This is a genomic window from Dyella subtropica, from assembly GCF_026283965.1.
GTDB classification, from domain to species: domain Bacteria; phylum Pseudomonadota; class Gammaproteobacteria; order Xanthomonadales; family Rhodanobacteraceae; genus Dyella_D; species Dyella_D subtropica.
Genome location: NZ_JAPDPD010000004.1, coordinates 189538 through 210641 on the forward strand (window position 1 = coordinate 189538; position 21104 = coordinate 210641).

At 65.8% G+C, this 21104-nt stretch carries 4 protein-coding genes; all 4 read right to left on the reverse strand.

The window, feature by feature from the left end; translation table 11 throughout:
* Positions 1-15 precede the first annotated feature (15 nt).
* The 4 genes from OUZ45_RS05240 to OUZ45_RS05255 all read right to left on the reverse strand — a co-directional run bounded on the left by OUZ45_RS05240 (position 16) and on the right by OUZ45_RS05255 (position 20913).
* Positions 16-17340, reverse strand: coding sequence for a non-ribosomal peptide synthetase/type I polyketide synthase (locus OUZ45_RS05240; protein ID WP_266168881.1), 17325 nt, complete (start codon positions 17338-17340; stop codon positions 16-18).
* The gene (locus tag OUZ45_RS05245; protein WP_266168882.1) at positions 17324-19018 is read right to left on the reverse strand and encodes a fatty acyl-AMP ligase; all 1695 of its coding nucleotides are present in this window, start codon (positions 19016-19018) and stop codon (positions 17324-17326) included. The genes OUZ45_RS05240 and OUZ45_RS05245 overlap by 17 nt, the downstream gene beginning before the upstream one ends.
* A gap of 140 nt (positions 19019-19158) precedes the next feature.
* The gene (locus tag OUZ45_RS05250; protein ID WP_266168883.1) at positions 19159-19857 is read right to left on the reverse strand and encodes a hypothetical protein; all 699 of its coding nucleotides are present in this window, start codon (positions 19855-19857) and stop codon (positions 19159-19161) included.
* 393 nt (positions 19858-20250) lie between these two features.
* On the reverse strand, positions 20251-20913 hold the full coding sequence (locus OUZ45_RS05255) for a hypothetical protein (RefSeq protein ID WP_266168884.1): 663 nt from the start codon (positions 20911-20913) through the stop codon (positions 20251-20253).
* Between the last annotated feature and the right edge of the window lie 191 nt (positions 20914-21104).

The following is a 21104-nucleotide window of genomic DNA, read 5'->3' on the forward strand; positions in this document are numbered from 1 at the left end:
CAGTGCTCCTCGCGTTCACAGGGTCTCGTTGAAGCGCTCGGTCATAAAGGCCGGCAAGGCGCCGCCCTCCGGCACCAGTAGCGTTTCAAGCGGGCTGTCGATCTGGGATGGCAGGCTTTCGAGCATGCGGATGAATTCCGACAACAGTTGCTCCGCTGCCTGCCGGCCGATGCGGCTGCGATCGTGGGTCAGGCGCAGGCGCAGTTGCGGCCCCGGCACCGCCATCACCACGATGGCGCGGTCGCTGCGTTCGACTGTGTCCAGTTCACTGATCCTCAAGCCGCCCGGCGGTGTTTCCAGTGACCCCGGCACCGGGTAGTTCTCGTAGACCAGCACGCTGTCGAACAGCGATCCGCCGGCCCAGGCCTGGATATGGGCCAGTGGCGTGGTTTCGTGACTGCGTGCTTCGTTGAAGGCGGTTTGCAGGGTGGGCAGCCAGTCGCGGACGGCGAGTTCGTCCGGCAGCCGGACGCGCACCGGCAATACGTTGATAAAGAGCCCGAGCATGTCTTCGATGTGCGGCAATTCCGCCGGACGTCCGGCCACGGTGGCGCCGAACACGACGTCGTCGGATCCGGTACGCGCGGCCAGGCTCAGCGCCCACGCGCCCTGCACCAGGGTGTTGGGGGTGACGCCCAGCGCGCGGGCCAGCGCATCCAGCGCTGCGGTTGCCGTGGTCGAAAGCTGGGCCTCGGCATCGTGAAAACCGGTGCCATCGCCTTCGTCGCCCAGCAGTGGGCTATCGACCTCATAACCAGCCAGGGCGTGGCGCCAGTAGGTCTCGGAGCGTGCTGCGTCCTGCTGTTCCAGCCACTCGACATAGCTGCGCAGCAAGGGCGGCGGGTCCAGGCGCGCCTCATGGCCTTCGAGGCCGGCCTGATAGATCGCCAACACTTCGCGCACGGCGATCGCCAGCGACCAGCCGTCCAGTATCAGATGGTGATGGGAGACCGCGAAGCGCCAGGTCTCGCGATCCATGCGCAGCAGTGTCAAACGCAGCAGTGGCCCGTTCCGCAGATCAAAGCCGCTGGTGCGGTCCTCCGCCAGCACGGTAGCCGCCTCCAGCTGCCGCTCCTCGTCGACGAGATCGCTCAAGTCCCGTGTGATGACTGGCAAATCGGCCTCGGGCATCACCAGCTGCAGCGGTCCGGCGGGGCCTTCCCAGCTGAAGCGCGAGCGCAGGGCCTCATGGCGAGCGACCACAATGCGCCAGGCGGCGACAAACCCATCCACATCGAGCGGGCCGTCCAGCCGTCCCGTCACCTGCTGCACGTAGGCGGTGGCATCGCGCCTGCGCAGTGATTCGACCAGGATGCCGTACTGCATCGGTGCCAGCGGGTACGTCGCCACGACGGGAGACCCAACCGTTGCAGCGTGCCGCCCGGTGAGCGGGGCGATCATGCTGCGCAGCACGGCCGTGAAACGCTCCGCCAATCCTTCCACCGCGCCTGGCGGCAAGCGCTGCGCGGCATGCCGCCAGTCCATCTGGACACGACCGTCGACCACTTGCACGGTGATCTCCAGCGGCCAGCGCAGCGGGGCGCGGGGGCTACGCTCGGGCGGCGGTGCTTCCTTCGCTGCCCGGATGCCGAGAGTGGAAGGCGGCGCATCGAAACGGCCGAGGTAGTTGAACAGGACGTCGGCAATCGGGATGTCCCGCAAAGCCTCGCGGATGGCCGGCCCGGCCGCGCCCTGGCACAGCGATAGAAAGCCAAAACCGTTGCGCGGCACGCTGCGCCGCAGCCCTTTGACGGCAGCCACCCAGCGTTCCGGATCGCCTTCGCGCGGCAGTTCCAGCAGCACGGGAAACTGGCAGGTGAACCAGCCGACCGTGCGGCTGACATCCAGCTCGTCGTCCGCGCCATCGCGGCCGTGGTGCTCCAGCTCCACCACCAAAGCTTCGCCCTCGGCCTGCTGGGCCACCGCGCGGGCCAGCACGGCCAGCAGGATTTCCTCGACGCTTGCACGATGAGTCCAGGGCAGGGTGTTCAGCAGGACGGCGGATTCGTCGCGTGACAACTCCACGGTGAGCATGCCGAGGTCCGCCAGGGTCTCCCCGGCAGGCGGGGAGGCCAGCCGGATCGCGCGCTGCCAGGCGCGGCTCAGCCACCATTCCGCCTCCTTGGCGAGTACGGTCGAGTCGCTGCGGGCGGCGGTCAGGCGGGCCCAGTCGCGAAATGCCACTGTCTTGGCCGGCAAGGCGACAGATCGTCCGGCGCTGAGTCCGTCCAGCAGGGTGGCCAGGTCCTCCAGCAGGATGCGCCAGGACACGCCATCGACGACCAGATGGTGTGCAGCCAGCAGCAAACGGTCGGGTTCCGCTCCGCCCAGCCGGTAGCGCCGCGCGATCAGCACCGGCCCCGCGAGAGGGTCGAGGGCGATCGCCTCGTCGATCGCGCGACGCAGGGCCTCCGCCTGTTCGTGATGCGGGATGGCCGCCAGATCGATGTCTCGGAACGAGGGTGCTTCATCATCCAGATCCAGGGCGACCTGCTCCAGGGCGATCTGTTCCCAGCCTTGCGCGCCCTTGCGGAAGCGATGGCGCAAGGCGTCGTGATGTTCGAGCAGGCGGGCCGTCGCGGCATGCAGCACCGCGCTGTCCACCGGTGTGTCGAGCGTCAGCAGCACTGCCTGGAGGAAGTGGCCGGGATCGACCGGATCGTCATCGAGGAACCAGTGCTGGATCGGCGTGAGCGGCGCCGCCCCCACGACCCGCCCCGCTTCCGCCGGGACGGAGGGACGCGGGGTCCCGGCGATGGCGGCAAGATCGGCCAACACGGGGTGATCGAGCAAGGTCCGTGCGCGGATCGATAGCCCGGCCCGCTGGGCGCGTGCAGCGATCTGGATGGCTAGGATGGAATCGCCGCCCGATTCGAAAAAGTTGGCCTGGCTGCCGGGCGGATCGATGCGCAGCACCTCGGCCCAGATAGCTGCCAATGTTTGCTCGGCGGCCGAGCGAATGACTGCGTGCGAGTCCGGCGTTGCCGCGCCGGCTTCCGGCGGTTCCGCCAGTGCGAGGCGATCCACCTTCCCGTTCGGCAACTGGGGCAGAACAGGGAGCACGCGGAACGAGGCAGGGATCAACGCCGCGGGCAAGCGCTCACCCAGGTACGCCTGGACCTCGGCCGGATCGACGGTCATGCCGGCCCTGGGCACGGCGAATGCGACGAGACGCCGTTCGGCGTCCGTCGCGCCGCGCGTCACCACGGCGCAGGCGGCGATCGCCGGATGGCCAGCCAGCATCGCCTCGATCTCGCCCGGCTCGACGCGATGGCCGCGAATCTTCACCATGGCATCGATGCGGCCGAGGAAGACGAGCGTGCCGTCCGGCGCATGCTTGGCCCGGTCGCCCGTGCGGTATAGCCGGGCTCCGGGCACGGCGCTGAAAGGGTCCGGCAAGAAAGAGGCCGCCGTTTGCGCGGGCTGCCCCACATAACCGCGCCCGACGCCGGGCCCGCCGACGTACAGCTCGCCCTCGGCTCCCGGCGCAACCGGCCGCAGATGCCGGTCCAGCACATGCAGGGCGGCACCGGGAATCGGGCGGCCGATGGGTGTAGGCGCGGGACCCTGGTGCGCTGTGGCGTCGTGCACGCTGCACCAGACGGTCGCTTCGGTCGGGCCGTATTCGTTGAAAAGCCTGCCGCCCGCGGCGGCTCGATGGTGTGCCGGCAACTCGGATGGGCAGGTTTCCCCGGCAACCACCGCAACCCGCAATCGTGCCAGGGCCGAGCGCGACGCATGCTCCAGCAACAGCGCGTAAAGCGACGGAAGCGCCAGCAGGTGCGTTACGCCATGGTGGTCCATCAGTGCCGAGAGGCTGGCGATATCCGTCCGCGCGACGGCATCGGCGATCACCAGGGTGCCGCCGGTGGACAAAGTCCAGAACAGCCCGGCCACCGAACTATCGAAGGAAAAGGGCGAGAGCAGGAGGAAAACGGGCGGCTCTTCGCCATACACCGCGAGCCTCGCTTGGGTGGAGTGGACGGCGTTGCGGTGGGTGATGGCTACGCCCTTGGGGCGTCCGCTCGAACCCGAGGTGAAAAGTACATAGGCCGGCGTATCGAGGTTGAGCGGCGCCAGGACTACAGCGTCCGCGCAAAGACAAGCGTCTTCCAGCGCCAGCGCGGTCACGCCGAGATGGGCGAGCAGGTCGTCCAGCATGTACCGCGCACCGATCACGATGCGGGCACCGCTGTCTTCCACCATCAAGGCGAGGCGGGCGGCCGGGTAGGCGGGGTCGAGCGGCAGGTACGCCGCGCCCGCCTTCAGCACCCCGAGGATGGCCACCACCATGTCCACGCCGTCATCGGAGCAGACCCCCACCACGTCCCCGGTCGCCATGCCCATGGCGCGCAGCCGGGCGGCCACACGGCCGGCAAGCTGGTCGAGCGTGGCGTAATCGAGGTGGCGCTCGCGGCAGATCACGGCCAGGCTCGCGGGCCGCGCCAACGCGTGCCGCTCGACCAGGGCGTGCAGCGGCAGGTCCGGCACCGATCCTGCGCCGCAGCAATCGGGGGTGTCGACCACGGAAAGAGGACGATTCGCGGGCACGGAGATCGCCGACATGCCACCGCCGGGGCCGGTGACCAGCGTTTCCAGCAAGGCGGCATAGCGGTCTTGCCAGGTGCGGATCTGGCCTTGCTCGAAGCGGCTGGGGTCGTATTCCCACAGGCCGTCCAGGCCGGCATCGCTCAAGTTCAGATTGAGCACCAGATCGAGATGGTCGGTGCCGCGATCGAGGGCAACCGGCCGCACCTCCAGGCCGGGAAGCTCAAGCACGGGCGGCGGCACGTTTTGCAGCACCAGCTTCACCTGGAAGAGCGGCGGCCGGTAGGCATGGCGCGGAGGTTTCACGGCCGCGACCAGTTGTTCGAAGGGCAGTTGCTGATGGGCGAGATCCTGTCGGATCGCAGCCGCGATCCGTTGCAGCAGCGCGTGGACATCGGGCTCGCCCGAGAGATCGCAGCGCAGCGGCAGCGAATTGATGAAGAAACCGATCAGGTCCTTGCTTTCCGGCAGCTCGCGCCCCGCCACATCCGTACCGATGACCAGATCGCTGGCGCCGCTGAGTTCCCGCAGCAGCAAAGCAAACCCGGCCAACAGGACGATGAAGGGGGTGACGCCTTCCCGTTGCGCGCATGCCGCGATCCGCGCATTCAGGGGCTGCGCGAGTGGTAGCACCGCCGAGCTGGTCGCCGGTCGAGTGCGCGGCCGAGCTGGCGCCAGGTCCAGTTCCGGCGGCGCTCCTTGCAGTCGTTCACGCCAATAGGCGGCGAGCGTCTGCCCCGCCTGTTGGTCCAGCAGGCGGCGCTGATGAACGGCGAGGTCGGCGTATTGCAGAGGCAAAGCGGGCAGGGTGGCTGTCTGTCCGGTGAGGGCGGCGGCGTAGAGCTCGCCCAACTCGCGGGTGAAAATGGCCGTGGACCAGCCGTCGGCGACGATGTGGTGCATCGTGATGATCAGCCAATGATGATCGTCGTCGAGGTGGAGCAAGCTTGTCCGCCACGGGGCATCGTGTTCGAGATCGAAGGGGCGGCCGGCCAGCTCCAGGGCAAGGCCGCGCGCACGCTCTGCACGCTTCGCCGGTGGCACGGCGCGGAGATCAAACAGCGGAAGGGATGGCGGATCGGTGATGACGGCGCGCTGGGACGGCGTTCCGTTCGTCACCTCGATCACCGTGCGCAGGACTTCGTGACGTTGCGAGATCGCGGCGAACGCAGCATTCAGCGCACCGGTGTCGAGCGGTCCGTGCAAGTCCAGAGCGTTCACCAGGACGAAGGCGGTGCTGAGCGGCTCGATCTGCTCCAGCGCCCAGAGGCGAAGCTGGGCAAACGAGAGCGGCAAGGGCTGGTCGCGCGGCACGGGCGCAAAGGCCGGCGCCGATGGCTTGGACCGTTCGGCTTCCAGCATCTGCGCCAGCGCCGCAGGGCTCGGGCTGGTCAGCAATTGCGCCAGCGGAAGATGCACGCCCAGGCTCTCGCGCAGCAAGGCGGCCACGCGCAACGCAGCGAGCGAGTCACCGCCGAGTTCGATGAAATGGGAGTCGGGATGGACGGCTTCGATACCCAGCACCCGGCGCCACACCTCGATCACGGCATCCAGGGTGCTTTCGCGACGGGAAATGGCGGGGCTGGACGCGTAGGGATGGATGTCGCCCAGGCGTGGCGCGGCCCACTGCCTTCGGCGGGACTCGAAGTCTTCCGCCGTGCCGGACACGATGGCGAGACGACTGGGGGCCCCGCGCCGCAGAACAGAACGCAAGGCGACCATGCCCGTTGCGGTAGAGAGTCCCTTGCCGCCGCCCGTTAGCGGTTCGCCGGGGAATGCCCAGGCATCCCAGTCCAGCGTGATCCAGCGCGTGCCCGCCGTCTGGTCCAGTGCTTGCGCCAGTGCGCCGGCGGCCCGGTTGGCGGCTGCGTAGGCGGCGAATCCGGCGCCGCCGAGGGTGCTCGCCAAGGAAGAGAACACCAGCACGAAGCGGGGCGCCCGGCCCGCGTCCGCGACGGCGCGCAGCCCCTCCAGCTTCGGACGGGCATGCCGGTCCATGACCTCGCTGTCGGTGTCGGCAAGCAGGGTGAGGGACGCCGTGCCCGTGATGCCGGCGCAGTGGAAAACCCCGTCCACGGGGCCGAAGCACCGTTCGGCGCGGTGGAATGCTTCCTGTATCACCGCACTTTCGGCGGCATCGCCGATCACGCATTCCACCTGGACACCACGGGCCGTCAAGGCGGCGAGCCTTGCTCGCGCCTCGTTCTGTGGCGGCTGGCGGCCGAGCAGGATCAGGCGTGCCTGCACGCCATCCGCCAGCTCTTCGGCCAGACGCAAGCCGATCCGCCCGAAGCCACCGGTGATCAGATAAACCCCGCCGGTACGCAGCAGCGATTCCTCTTCGGTGGCGGTCCAGGGCTGGAAGGCCAGTTCATGGCATCCATCCGGGCGCAGCGCGAGTTCCGTCGACGCGGTCTCTGCGAGCAGCACGGCCACCAGGCGGTGGAACCACGGCGGCAACGCGCCCGCCTCGGCGGTGGACGCCTCCGTGGCGGGCAGGTCGATATGGCGGCGCGACAGCCACGGCAGCTCTTGCGGCAAGACCAGGGCCATGCCGGCGACCGCCGCCGCTGCCGGTTCCGGCCGATCCGTCGGAAGCAGTTTTTCCGCGCCGCGGGTAACCACGTCGAGATGGACGGGTCCCTGCCTGCCGGCCAGCTCTCTCATCGTGACCAGCAAGGCGGCAGCGTCCCCGCGCAGATCCACCACGCGATCCACTTCGGCGCCGGCCACCTCGACGCCGGTTTGGGCCTCGATCGCAGTCTGCCCGGGCAGGTCGGCGATGTGGCTGGCCAGTGCGCGGGCCAGGGCATCCTCGCCCAGGATCAGCCAGCGCTGCGTTTTTGCTGGCGCCGCCGCCGGCAGCGAAAGCGCCCGCCACACCGGTTGCATCGGTTGCCAGGCAGCGCGCTGGACTGGCATAGCCGGCTCATCCGGGTCGATCCAATGGCGCCGCCGCTGGAAGGGGTAGGTGGGTAGCGCGATGCGGCGCCCGCGTCCGCCGTTAATGCCGGCCGCGTCGAGCGTGACGCCGGCCACCCACAGCCTGCCGCAGGCGCCCAGCACTTGCGCCGGCTCGTCGGTTCCGGGCCGCTCAAGGCTGCTGACCACAACGGCGTCGGCACCCAGGCGGCGCCGTGCCAGTGCGGACAGGGCGGTTCCCGGGCCGACCTCCAGCAGGGCGGTCGAACGGACGTCTTGCTGGAGCCGGGTCAGACCGGCGTCGAAGCGAACGGTCTGCCGTACATGCTCCACCCAATAGTCGACTGAGGTCGCTGCGCTGGCACTGATCCAGTCCCCGCTCAGGTTGGAGAGGTAGCGCAAGCTCGGTGCGTGCAACGGGATCGATGCGACCACGGCGCGGAAGGGCGCCAGGATGGGATCCATCAGTGCGCAATGGAAGGCGTGCGAGGTAGCCAGGTGCTTGGTGATGACGCCATCCGCGGTCAGCACCTCGGCCAGCTTCCGGATGGCCTCGCGAGTACCGGCGACGACGCATTGGCCCGGCCCGTTGACCGCCGCGACATCCACCCCTGGCGACAGGCGTGCGCGCAGGGCGGCTTCTTCCATCGCTACGGCCAACATGGCGCCGGCCGGCGCGGTCGCCATCAGCCGGCCGCGTGCGGCGACCAGCTTCAAGCCGTCTTCGAGCGAAAAGACGCCAGCCAGGCAGGCCGCCACGTATTCACCGATGCTGTGGCCGATCATGGCGGCGGGGGCGAGCCCCCAGCTCATCCAGAGGCGGGCCAACGAATACTCGAAAGCGAATAGCGCGGGTTGGGCGATGGCGGTATCGCTCAAGCGGCTCATCGCCGCCGCATCGTCCCGCTCGCCCTGGAACAGCACATCGCGCAGATCCTGCCCCCACTCAGGCCGCAACGCCTCGGCGCAGGCGGCGAAGGTGTCGCGGAAGACCGGCTCGGCGGCATACAGCGCGCGTCCCATGCCCGGCAGTTGCGAACCCTGACCCGGGAACAGAAAGGCCACTCGGCGCTCGGCGCAGTCATCGGTCCGATGCCATTGGCGATCCCGGTTGCGCAAGGCCGCTACAGCATCCGCTGTGCCGGTACAAACCAGCGCCTGTCGGTGGGCGAACCGGCGCCGGCCGGACAGCAGCGTGTAGGCGACATCCGCCGGCTGCGTATCGGCGCGCTGTTCCAGGTACTGGGCCAGTCGGCCGGAGGCGGTGTCGAGCGCCTCCGCGGAACGGGCGGAGAGCAGCAGCAGGTGAGCGGGACGCTCGTCCCGTGCGGCCGACACCGCCGGGGGCTCTTCCAGTACCACATGAGCATTGGTGCCGCCGATGCCAAAGGAGCTGACCGCGGCGCGGCGCGTTGTCTCGCTGTTCCATGTCTGCGCCTGGGGGCAGATGAAGAAGCGCCCACGGTTCAGTCCGCTGTCCGGATGCGGCGTGCGGAATTCCGGTTGCGGCGGCAGGCGGCCACTGGACAGGATCAGCGCCGTCTTGATCAGGCCGACCACGCCCGCAGCCGTATCGAGATGGCCGATATTGGCTTTCACCGAGCCAATGGCACAGGGCGTGCCGCTTTCGCCGAGGGCGGTCCGCAGGGCCTCCAGCTCTACGCGATCGCCGAGCTGGGTGCCCGTGCCATGGGCTTCGACATAGCCAATGTCGCTGCCGGCGAGACCGCTATCGCGCAAGGCGGCCTCGATCACGGCCGCCTGGCCTTCGACCGCTGGCGCGGTAAAGCCGAGCTTGGCCGCGCCGTCGTTGTTGATCGCAGACCCCTTGATCACCGCATAAACGGTGTCACCGTCGGCGAGCGCGTCGGCCAGCCGCTTCAGCACCACGACCCCGACGCCGTTGCCGAACACGGTGCCCGCGGCCTCGGCGTCAAAGGCGCGGCAGTGGCCGTCCGGTGATTCGATGCCGCCCTCCTGCCACAGCGTTCCGGCTTCCTGTGGCAGGCGCAGGGCCACGCCACCGGCCAGGGCCATATCGCATTCGCCATCGCGCAGGCTGCGGGAGGCCATGTGCACGGCTACCAGCGAGGTCGAACAAGCGGTCTGCACGGTCAAACTGGGGCCGTGCAGATTGAGCTTGTACGACACTCGTGTCGCGAGGAAATCCTTGTCATTGGCGAGAGCCACGGAACGTGCGTCGGCATCGGCGAGGGTTTGCCGGCTCTTGAGCACGTTGAACAGCAGATAGGTGTTCAAGGCGCTCCCGGCGAAAACACCGACCGGCCGCCCGCAGCGGTCCGGATCGATACCGGCGTTTTCCAAGGACTCCCACGCGCATTCGAGCAGCAGACGGTGTTGCGGATCGGTCAGCGCCGCATCGCTCGGGGTGAAACCGAAAAACTCCGCATCGAACCCTTCCACGCCGTCGAGCAGACCCACCCGCTTCACATAGTGCGGATCGCGCAGCCGATCCTCATCCACACCCCCTGCACGCAAACGGACCGGATCCAACTCAGTGACGCTGACCCGCCCGCTTTCGAGATTGCTGCGGAATGCATCCAGGTTCGCGGCACCCGGCACGCGGCAGGCCATGCCGATGATGGCGATGTCCTGTCCGCCCGGACGGGACGCAGCCGTGGGCGCTGGCGGCCGGGCCGGACGCGCCGCGGCGAAATGGCGTGCCTGCGCCGCAATCGTCGGATGCCGAAACAGGTCGAGCAGCGAGACAGGGCAGTCGAATGCCGCCGACAGCTGATTGCGCAAGGCGGGCAGTTGCAGCGAGTGGCCGCCCACGTCGAAGAAATTGTCATTCGGTGCCGCCGTTCTGCCCAGAACCTTGCGCCATGCCTCGCTTACGCGTTCGACGGTATCGAACGGCATGGCCTGCTCGTCTGCGCCCGCCGCGAGCGCGTCCTTGCCCGGCCCGGGAAGCGGCAACAGCGCGCGGTCTACTTTGCCGTTGCGCGTCAGCGGCAGCGCGGCCAGCAAGACCACGGCAGCGGGTATCCATGCCGGCGGCAGGCGTTGTTCCAGATGCCGGCGCAGCACGTCTACGTCGACACCTGCGGGATTCGCCGGCACCACGTAGGCGACCAATTCGCGTGCGCTGTCTTCGCCGCGGACGGTGACCACCGCTTGTGCCACCTCGGCATGGGCAACCAGCGCCGCCTCGACTTCGGCGGGTTCGATCCGATGTCCGCGTACTTTGACCTGGTGGTCGACGCGCCCCACGTACACCCATGAGTCGTCCGCCCTTTGCCGCACCCGATCGCCGGTGCGGTACAGGCGGCTGCCTGGTCGACAAGAAAATGGATCGGGAACGAAGCGTTCCGCCGTGGCCGCCGGACGGTTGAGATAGCCGCGCGCCACACCGATCCCGCCGACGTACAGCTCGCCGACCACGCCAGGCGGCACGGGCTGCATGGCCTGATCGAGGACGTAGAGCTGCATATTGGCAATGGGCTTGCCGATGGGAACCGCACCATCGAAAGGATCATCCCCAGCGATTTCGTAGACGCTGCATCCGACCACCGTTTCGGTGGGGCCGTACTCGTTGATGATGCGGGTGCCGGGAGCGCCGCTGCGCCAGCGCGCCACGGCGCGGTTCAACAACTGATCGCCGCCGACAATCAAGGCATGGGTTTGCCCTGCCAGGCCCGATGCAGGCGGTTCCGCAGCCAATAGCTCCAGATGCGCGGGGGTCAGTTTGAGGAAACTGAAACCGCCGCCGAGTTCGAAGCTGCCGTAGAGAGCCTCCACGCCCTGCTGTTCGGCCGGTGTCAGTGCGATGGATCGACCGGCGAGCAAGGGGACGAAAAGCGTCGTCACCGTGAGGTCGAACGCGACCGAGGAGTGCAATGCCGCGCCGTGTCCCTGATCGACACGGTAATAATCCGCTGCCCAATGCAGGTAATTGACCAGCCCGCGGTGCGGCACCATCACGCCCTTGGGCCGTCCCGTGGAACCGGAGGTGTAGATGACGTAGGCGAGGTTGTCCGGCGAAACCGCCACCAGCGGCGGCGCCTCCGCTTCCTGCTTTTCGTCTTGCAGACACAGCAGTCTCACCGGCACGGCGGTGAAGGCGGCAGCGAGCGGCCGTGTGGTGACGACGACCAGTGCACCGGCGTCGCTCACGAGTTCGGCGCGGCGCGCTGGCGGATCGAGCGGGTCGAGCGGCACGAAGGCGCCGCCGGCCTTGAGCACGGCGAGCAATGCCACGATGAGATCAGGCTGGCGGCCCAGGCAGACAGCGACGCGGCATTCAGGCCCTACACCCATCGCCACCAGCTTGCCGGCGAGGTGATTGGCGCGGCGATCCAGGCATTGGAAAGACAGCGTTTCGTTCGATGACAGCACCGCGTCTGCCGCGGGCGTCGATGCGGCTTGCCGCTCGATCAAACGATGCAGCGGTTCATCCGCGGGAAACGTTGCCTCGGTGCGATTCAATGCAACGACTTGCCGCTGCCACGTCGTGCTGTCGAGCAGTGGAAGCGCTGCCAGGCTCGTATCAGGTGCCGCGACGATTCCATGCAGCAACGCTTGGTATGAACGCAGCAGGTGCTGTGCCAAGCAGTCATCGAAGAGCAGCGCGTCGTAGTCGAGATCGAGACGCAAGGCGCCGTCGATGTCGGTGACGTTCAGATGCAAATCGAGCTTGGCAACGCTGACTGGCGTGGTGAGCGGTGTCAGAACCAGGCCGTCCATCACTGGCGGATCGATGCGCCTTTCCAGGTTGAACGACACGTTGACCAGGGGCTGCCGACCTTGCCGGCGCGGCGGATTCACCGCACGCACGATCGCCGCGAACGGAAAGCGCGCATGCTCGAAACCGTCGAGCAACTGTCGCCGCGCCGCTTTCAGAAAATCGGTCAGGCGCAGGGCAGCGGCATAGCGGCTACGCACCGGGAGCATGTTGGTGCAATGCCCGACCAGTCGCTGGGCATCGGGACCGGAGCGTACCGAGACGGGAACCCCCACCGTCAGATCCGCCTGCCCGGAGAGCCGGTGCAGCAACAGCGCGTAGGCGGCATAAAGCAGCATGAACAAGCTGCATCCTTGCTGCCGACCGAGATGTGCAACGGCTTCGTGCAGTTCCTTGTCGATCCACAAGCTGCATCGGCCGGAGGGTGCAGGCGCGGCGGCATCCTCGCCCTTGCTCACCGTGAGCAGTACGGGCTCGGGAGCGCCATCAGCGAAGACATGTCGCCAATAGTTTTCTGCGCTGGCGAAGGATGGGCCAGCCAGGTAATCGACTTCGTCGCGCAGGTAGTCGCGATAAGAGGCAGCGGGCTGTAGCGCTGCTGCCGCCGCACCGCAGGCGGCGGTGTACAAGACCGCGATCTCGCTCACCATCACGCCCAGGGACCAGCCATCCACCATGATGTGATGGACCATCAGCACCAGCCAGTGAACCTCGTCTTCCAGCGTCAGGACGGTGACACGAAGCAAGGGTGCGCACGCAAGATCGAAGCGCTCGCGTTGCGCTTGCGCCACCCAGGTGCGTGCACGCGCTTCCGCTTCGCCGCCGTGGCTGCGCAGGTCGACGGACGACAGCGCAAAACTCGCCATGTCACCCGCAGTGGTTTGAGTCAGGCCATCGGGCGACAGCGCCGTACGCAGGGCCTCATGGCGCGCGAATAGCTGTTGCAGCGCCGTTTCCAGCTGGGGGATGCGCAGCCGGCCCTTGAGTTCAATGACCAGGCCCTCGTTGTACGCGACCGAGGCTTCGTCTCCCATCTGCGCGAGCAGCCAGAGTTGCCGCTGGCTTTCCGTGGTCGGAAATGCGTCGCCGGACGCCGCAGCGGCCATGGCGGGCCGCGGCAGACTGGCGGGCACCGTGGTAGCGGTGGCACCGATCAGTCCTACGCTGCGCAACTCATCGATGGAGTCGCGGAACGCATCGTGGATCCGATCGAGGTCTTCATCCGTGTGCGCAACCGAAAGAAAGCAATTGCGCGCTTCCCAGATATAGATGCCGCGATAAATGAGCTGGAAATAAAGCAGATCCAGATCGCCGGGGTATCGGAAGCGGAACAGCGATCCGAAATGCACCATACGGATCGGCAATTGATAGCTGTCGAAGAGGCTGTTCAATCGCGTGGCCAGCAGATCGGTTTTGCGATTGAGGTTTTCCTGCAACGCGGGGCCTTGCCGCTTCATTTCATCCAACACGGCCACGGCGGCCGCCATGGACAGTGGATGCTTGCAGAACGTGCCGCTGAAAAATGCGGTCTCGATGTCGCGCGGAAGGCTGTCGTCGCCAAAGGACCATTGGCCGCCGTCGACGAAATCCATGATGTCGGCGCGTCCCGCGACCACACCGATCGGCAGGCCGCCGCCGAGGATCTTGCCGTAGGTGGCGATGTCGGCGTCCACGCCAAACCAGGCTTGCGCGCCGCGCGGATGATTGCGAAAGCCGGTGAGAACCTCGTCGAAAATCAGCACGACACCGCTGCCGCGGGTCAGCCGATGCAGCTCGCGGACAAACTCGCGGGGTTGCAATTCCGGCGAACGACTCTGCACGGGTTCCACCAGAACACCCGCCAATTCGTCCAGGTGTTCGGCGACCCAGGTCAGCGCTTTGGGGTCGCCATAATCGAGAACGATCACATCGCCGATCATGCCCGCCAGCACACCGGGAGAGAGCGGCACCGGCGCGTCGCCGCCCAGCGCGGACGCACGCGCAAGCACGCCATCGAAGGTGCCGTGGTAAGACCCTGAGAACAGCACGATCCTGGAACGCCCGGTGGCGGCGCGCACGATGCGCAGAGCGGTCATCACCGCCTCGGTGCCGGAATTGACGAAGCAGGCCCGCTCCTTGCCGGTAAGGGCGCAAAGCGCCTCGGCGACGCGTCCGGCGAGTGGCGACTGCGGCCCGATTTGCGTCCCTTCGGCGATCTGCGCTTCGATGGCACGACGGATGAATGCCGGATTGTGGCCGAACAGATTGACGCCAAATCCCATCGTCAGATCGACGTATTCATGGCCGTCTACGTCCCAGAAACGCGAACCTGCCGAACGCTCTGCGGCAATCGGGTAGAGCAGTTCCTTGGTAGCCAGCCTGAGTCCGGCCACCACGCGATTGTCGGCGAGAGATGGGCGAAAGCGCTGGGCGAGCGCCTTCGATCCGGCGGTGCGGGCGTTGTAGCGGGCCGTGAAATCGGCGATCCACGCGCGCTGTTCCGTGGTGAAGTGACCGAGGCTGCGGTCTTTCACACGAAACGCCGGCAAGGCCGAAGCGGGGCGCGCACTGGTGTCGATCGCCGCGATCGCAGAGGGTTGGGCAACAGACGCCGATGGTGCCGTGGCGTGTATCGCCGGTGGTGGCGAGGCATGTGTCGCCGCCGCGCCGCGCAGCACGGCAAGCTGTTCCGCCATCACGTCCAGTTGCCGCTGGAATAACTGCGCCAACGGTGCGGAGTTTTCGCCAGCGGGGATCGTCATGGAAGCGGACGCAGGAGCCGGGGCTGCGAGGTTCGCGGGTGCTGGCGGATGCTCCGTTGGGAGAATGCGATCGATATGCGCCACGATCGCGTTCAAATTGCCGTAGTCCTCGAAGATTTCGCGGATGGACAGTTGGACGCCGTAGAGATCGCGAATGAGGTTGATCGCTTCCATCAGGACGATGGAGTCCGCGCCCAGCTCGAGGAACGGCGTCGAGGGATCGAAGCGATCCGACGTCGTCCCCAGCCATTTGGCCAGGGCCGAACGAAGGCGCTCCGTGATGGCGGCGGCGCGGTTGTTGCCAGCGGGCGCGATGAGGCTGGAAGACGTCTCAGTCGGGTTCATGGTGATCCAATGCCTGCGCCGTTCGAAGGGATAGGTCGGCAACGGAACGCGCCGACACTGCGGATAAAGGCTTTGCCAATCCGGCATGCCGCCAAGCAGGACGTGCTCCGCAAGCTGGGCGAGCGCCGCTTTCCAGCTGTCTGTGTCGGCCTCCAGGGCGGGCAGCACGGTGCACTGCTCTATGGCCAGATCGCCCTTGCGCGGGGCGTGCCCACTGCGCACGCCCTCGGCCAGCGTTCCAGCGGCGAATGCGCGGAGCCGCTCGGCGAACGCGGCAAGGCTGGGCGCCACGACCGTCAGGCGGTGCTCGAACGGATTGCGCCCGACGCCGGCGGTGAAGCAGACCTCGGCCGGGTCGAGATCCGGATGGGCCATAAAATGGGAAGCGAAGCGTTCGGCCTGTGCCCTCAGCGCTTGATTGCTACGTGCGGACAGGCAAAGCAGATGGAGCGGAGGGCGGGGCACCTTGGCCGGCAAGGAGGCTTCCGCCGGCTCGCCGACGACGACATGCGCATTGGTACCGCCGAAGCCAAAGGAGCTGACGCCAGCGATCCGGGGCTTCGCCGATGTCCAGGGCTCCGCGGCGGCGGTGAAGCGAAATGGCCGTTCAAATGGCCGTTCGTCCAGCCGCAAAGCCGGATTGAGGTTTTGCAGCAACGGCTGTGGCGGAAGGGTCTTGCGTGTCAGGGCAAGCAGGGTCTTGATCAAGCCGGCGATGCCGGCCGCGGCCTCCAGATGCCCAATATTGGCCTTGACCGCACCCATCGCACAGGGTTGTGCGGCGCTGCGTCCCTCGCCGAGCACATCCGCGAAGGCGTTGAATTCGATGGGGTCGCCCAGCGGCGTACCGGTGCCATGGGCCTCGATATAGGACACATCGGCCGGCAGCACGCCCGCTGCGGCCAGTGCGGCGCGAAGCGTGCGCCGCTGGGCCTCGCCGCTGGGCGCCGACAGGCCGTTGGTCGCGCCGTCCTGGATCACAGCCGAGCCGAGCAAGAGTGCCAGCACCGTATCGCCATCGCGGCGGGCATCGCTCAAGCGTTTGAGCACAATCACGCCGCAGCCCTCGCCGCGACCATAGCCATCAGCCGCGGCATCGAACGCTTTGCAGCGACCGTCCGGGGCCATCATCCCGGCGGCGCGCAGGCTGCGGGTGATATAGGGCAGCATCAGCAGGTTGACGCCGCCTGCCAGCGCCAGGTCGCACTCGCCCGCCCGCAGGCTGCAACACGCCAGATGTGTCGCCACCAGCGAGGACGAGCAGGCCGTGTCCACCGCTACGCTCGGCCCGTGCAAGTTGAGCAGGTAGGAGAGGCGATTGGCGGCGATGCTATGGGCATTGCCGGTGGCGACGTAGGCGCCGGCCGGCACGCCGCTTGTGACGCGCAACAAGGCATAGTCGATGCCGCTGATGCCAAACCACACACCGCTGCGGCTGCCCGCAAGAGAGGCCGGTGCGATGCCGGCGTTTTCCAAAGCCTCCCACGCCACTTCAAGGGCCAACCGCTGTTGCGGGTCCATATCCGCCGCTTCGCGTGCCGAGATGCCGAAGAAGCCTTCGTCGAATCCGTCAATCTCGTCGAGAAAGCCGGCCGGGGGATCGGTGTCCATCCATCCTTCGCCGAGCCGGCTGGAAGGAGCCGGCCGGATAGCCAGCTTCCCCTCGTGCAGCAGTTCGGCGAAGCCGCTCAGGTCCGGCGCGCCCGGAAAACGACAGGCCATGCCGACAACGGCCACAGGCTCCTGCGCAGGCACGACGCGCGTCTGGCTCGATCCGCTGGATGTTGCCGGCGCCGCGGCTCCCGTCAGGGCCGAAGCAAGTGCGGCAGGCGTGGGATGTTCGTAGATCAGCAGCGGAGAGACCTCGATGCCCAGCCGGTCCTCCAGGCGACCGCTGAGCTCCAATGCGTGGAGCGAGCCGAGTCCCAGCGAGGCGAAAGGCGCTTCGGCGTCCAGCTCATGCAGCGGATGGCCGGTCAGCTCCGCGATGCGCGCGAGAATCCAGTCGAGAAGGTTGCGGCGGTCGCCGGGGAGGGGGGCGAAAGAGGGCTCCTGAATGCGCTTATCTCGCGACGGCATTGAAGGCCCCGGACATATACCGTTCGCGACACGCGTGGCGACGCACCTTGCCGCTGGTGGTGCGCGGCAGTTCGCCGAAGCGCAGAAACACAAGATCACGCAATGGCAGTTCGTGATTGACCGCGATAGCCTCGCGTGCGGCGATCACCACACTCTCGGTTCGCACCGCTTTGCGCTCGCATTCGATGGCTACTATCAGCCGTTCGGCGCCATCGAGTTCGACTGAGAAAGCCGCGCAAGCGCCGGGGCGAAATGAGGAGTGCGCTTGTTCCAGCGTGCGCTCGATATCTTCCGGATGATGGTTGCGCCCATCGACGATGATCAGATCCTTGAGCCGGCCGGCCAGATACAGTTCGCCGTCCCACAGGGCGCCCAGATCGCCAGTTCGCAGAAAGCGTTGGATTGTCTCGCCCACCGGCAACGTCGCGAAGTGCGCGCCATGCTCGGCAATACCCCAGTAGCCTTCCGTGACGCTGGGACCCGAAAGCCAGACTTCGCCAATATGGCCTGGCGGCAATGGGCGTCCGCTCTCCGGATCGGCGATGACGATCTGGTGCTTGGGTTGGGGCGATCCCGATGAAACCAGGGGCACGCCGAGATCACCTGCCGGCGCATCGCGGAGCAGGCCATGGGCGAAAGCCGTCGAATCGGCTGTGCGTTGGCGAGGGCCATGGAGGCGCTGTCCAGCGGCCGCCATCAAGGTCGATTCGGCCAATCCGTAGCAGGGGAAAAAAGCTTCGTGCCGGAAACCGTGCGGCGCGAATACCTCGGCGAAGCGGTCCAAGGAACCCGACCGAACCGACTCTGCACCATTGAATGCCAGCTCCCAGCAAGACAGGTCCAATGCCGTGCGTTCTTCCGGCGTGGTTCGCCGCACGCAGTACTCGTACGCGAAATTCGGGCCACCACTGGTATCGATCCGATAGCGTGAGATGGCCTGCAGCCAGCGAACAGGGCGTTGGAGAAAGGTGGCCGGAGCCATCAGCCAGCATGTGCTACCCATCGCGGCTGGATAGAGAATCGTCCCGATCAGGCCCATGTCGTGATAGTGGGGCAACCACGTCAACATGCGTTGATCAGGCCCCAGCTTTACCACCCGGTTGAGCACCTCGAGATTGGCGGACACATTGCTGTGCCTGATCATCACGCCCTTGGGTGCGCCAGTCGATCCGGAAGTGAACTGCAAAAAAGCCAGTTCCTCTGCGGTATGCCGGCCTTCCGTCCAGCCCGCCGCGAAGGCTTCGGAAATGCCATCGGTAGCGAGGCAGGGGAGCGCCGCCTCTATCGATGTCAGCGACTCGGCCAACGCTGCGGTGGTCAGCAGCAGTGTTGGCTCGCACGCTACTGCGATAGCGCTCAAGCGTTCCCGCGTCGGTCGATGGCTTTGCGATGTATGCGGAGCTGGCGCAGGCACGGCGACTACGCCGGCATAGAAACAGGCGAACAGCGCAACGATGAAATCCAGCCCAGGCGGATAAACCAGCAGCGCACGATCTCCCCGGGCAACGCGGTCTTGCAGAATGGCAGCGAGTGCGCGTGCACGAAGGTCGAGTTTGCCGTAGCTGAGTTCTCCACTCTCTTCAATACGGCTGTTTAGAGCGATGAAAGCAGCTCTTTCAGGAGCCACAGCGGCCCAGTGACGCAATCCGGTGATGGAATCGAAAATGGGGCAATCCATAATCGCATCGGTGAGGTGAACAGGCGAAAGAGAGGAACGCGCACATAAAGTGGAGCCTGCCGTTGCAAGCAGACTCCACGTTGTTTTCACAATGTCGCGCGCAGGATCCGCGATTGCACCGCGGACCCCGCGTTACCGCTTTACGCGGGGTCGCTCAGTCCGGGCACGTAGGAAAGAATCGAACGCTCTGAGGATTCGATCATGCCGTCGATTTCGGTGAGCAACGCATCTGCCGAAGCTCCGCTCGTCTTCGCCAGCACCTCACCGGTGGTGGGCCAGCCGTCAAGTTCGGCGTATTTATCAAACGGAATGAATGCGTGATAGGTATCCCCCGTTCCTTGCGCCGTCGTATAACCCCAATACTTGACGCCGTTCGGCGCTTTACGATGGGCTTCAGCGATCTTCGCTGCGATCTGACCGGCCTTAAGCGTGTGGCCGGGCTTCAGCTTGGCTTTGACGTGATAAACGTTGGGGCCGGGGGCTGCAGCATCCTTTGTGGGCGGATTGCTGAGGTCCGGGACATACTCGACAATCGAGCGGTGTACCGACTCCAGGTTGCTCTCCAGTGAGGTGAGCAGCTTGTCGATATCTTCATTCATTTTGCTCTTGGCCGCGATCTCTCCAGTAGTCGGACGGTCGAGATCAGCAAACTTCTGGAACGGACAGAACACGATGAAGTGCTCCGCCTGTCCGGTTCCAGTGGAATAGCCCCAATACTTGCTGGCGGAAGCTTGTCCCTTGATGGCCTTGACGATCTTGGTTACCGCGTCGCGGGCCGCGATCGTCGTGCCGGGCTTCAGCTTGGCTTCGATGAGAATGCCGAAAGGCGCTTTTGACATGTGCTGATCTCCAATCTGGTGGGGTGCATGCAACCAACGTTGAATACGACTAACCAACAACACAAACTGGTGACGCGCCGACGAACATATCGTGCTCTTTGTCTACTTACCGTCAAAGAAAGAATCCCGGTATGCTCGCGATGGAATCGGGCACGGGAATTACGGGTTTCTGCCGCCAGACGGCTCACGGAGGGTATTTTCACTCCAATAGGTCAACTAAAATTCGAATCGCCGTAAGGGTTGAAGTTGTTGAAAATCAGCTGGTCGGCGTAATCGCAATTTCCTGCACTCGCACTTGCACTTGCATTTTCAGCGGCGAAGGCGCAATGAGCGTTCTCGTGGAGGGGAATTCCAACGCGCTTCATGCGCAACTGGCGCCATGCGCAATGCTTCTCAATCGGCGACGTTGCCGCGCTCGTAACGCTGGAAGTTATAGCCACTGGCAATCAGGATGTGGGCGAGTTGATGGCACACCAGAGTGAAGTTCTCGGTCAACGGTCGGGTCTCGTAGTGATAACCGGGAGGAGGAGGCGGTAGTTCTGCGCCTTCATTTGAGGGGAAGGAAGCGACTAACGCATAACGGTCGCCGTCATCCCCGACCAGTTCAGTGAGCGTCGTACCCTCACCGGCAAGCAGGGTGGTTTCGGTGTGCCGCTCGATCAGCCCCTTGGACCAGGCGGTTGTCGTCTGCGATGAACCTTGCGCTTGCGTGATCGGTTTTACGAAGATAATGCGGGCGATCAGCATGCAATCGACCGTATGTTTCCCGGCCAACAAGGTAAAACGCCACGGCATCTCGGTGGGTGGTACACCTGGATAGGGGAAAATGATCGCCGTCTGGGGCACCGAGTTCGTGCCTGGACTATCCTTTTGGAGATCGCTGGGCAGGTCGTGGTCCGAAAATGCCACCCGCTCTGGCAGCAGTGGGTAGATCGAATTCATGTAGGCGTCGTAGTTATCGCCTGTATGGCTATAAATATATCCGCCAGGAACATTCGTTTGTTGCCGATATTCTTGATTGAAGCCACCTTGCGGAACGGTCGTCGGCGTCAGCATGAAAAATCCCCCATGTTGGATTTGACAGCGGAAACACTTGAATTTCGCGAAGAGCGCTGCTGGATAGCGATGTTGCTTATGAGGTGAGTGGATATGCAAACTGGATCATGGTCAGCAGAATCGCGACCACGGAAGTGTATTTATATTTCAATACAGAAAATGCGGCGCAAGATTGGCTTATAGGTCACCGA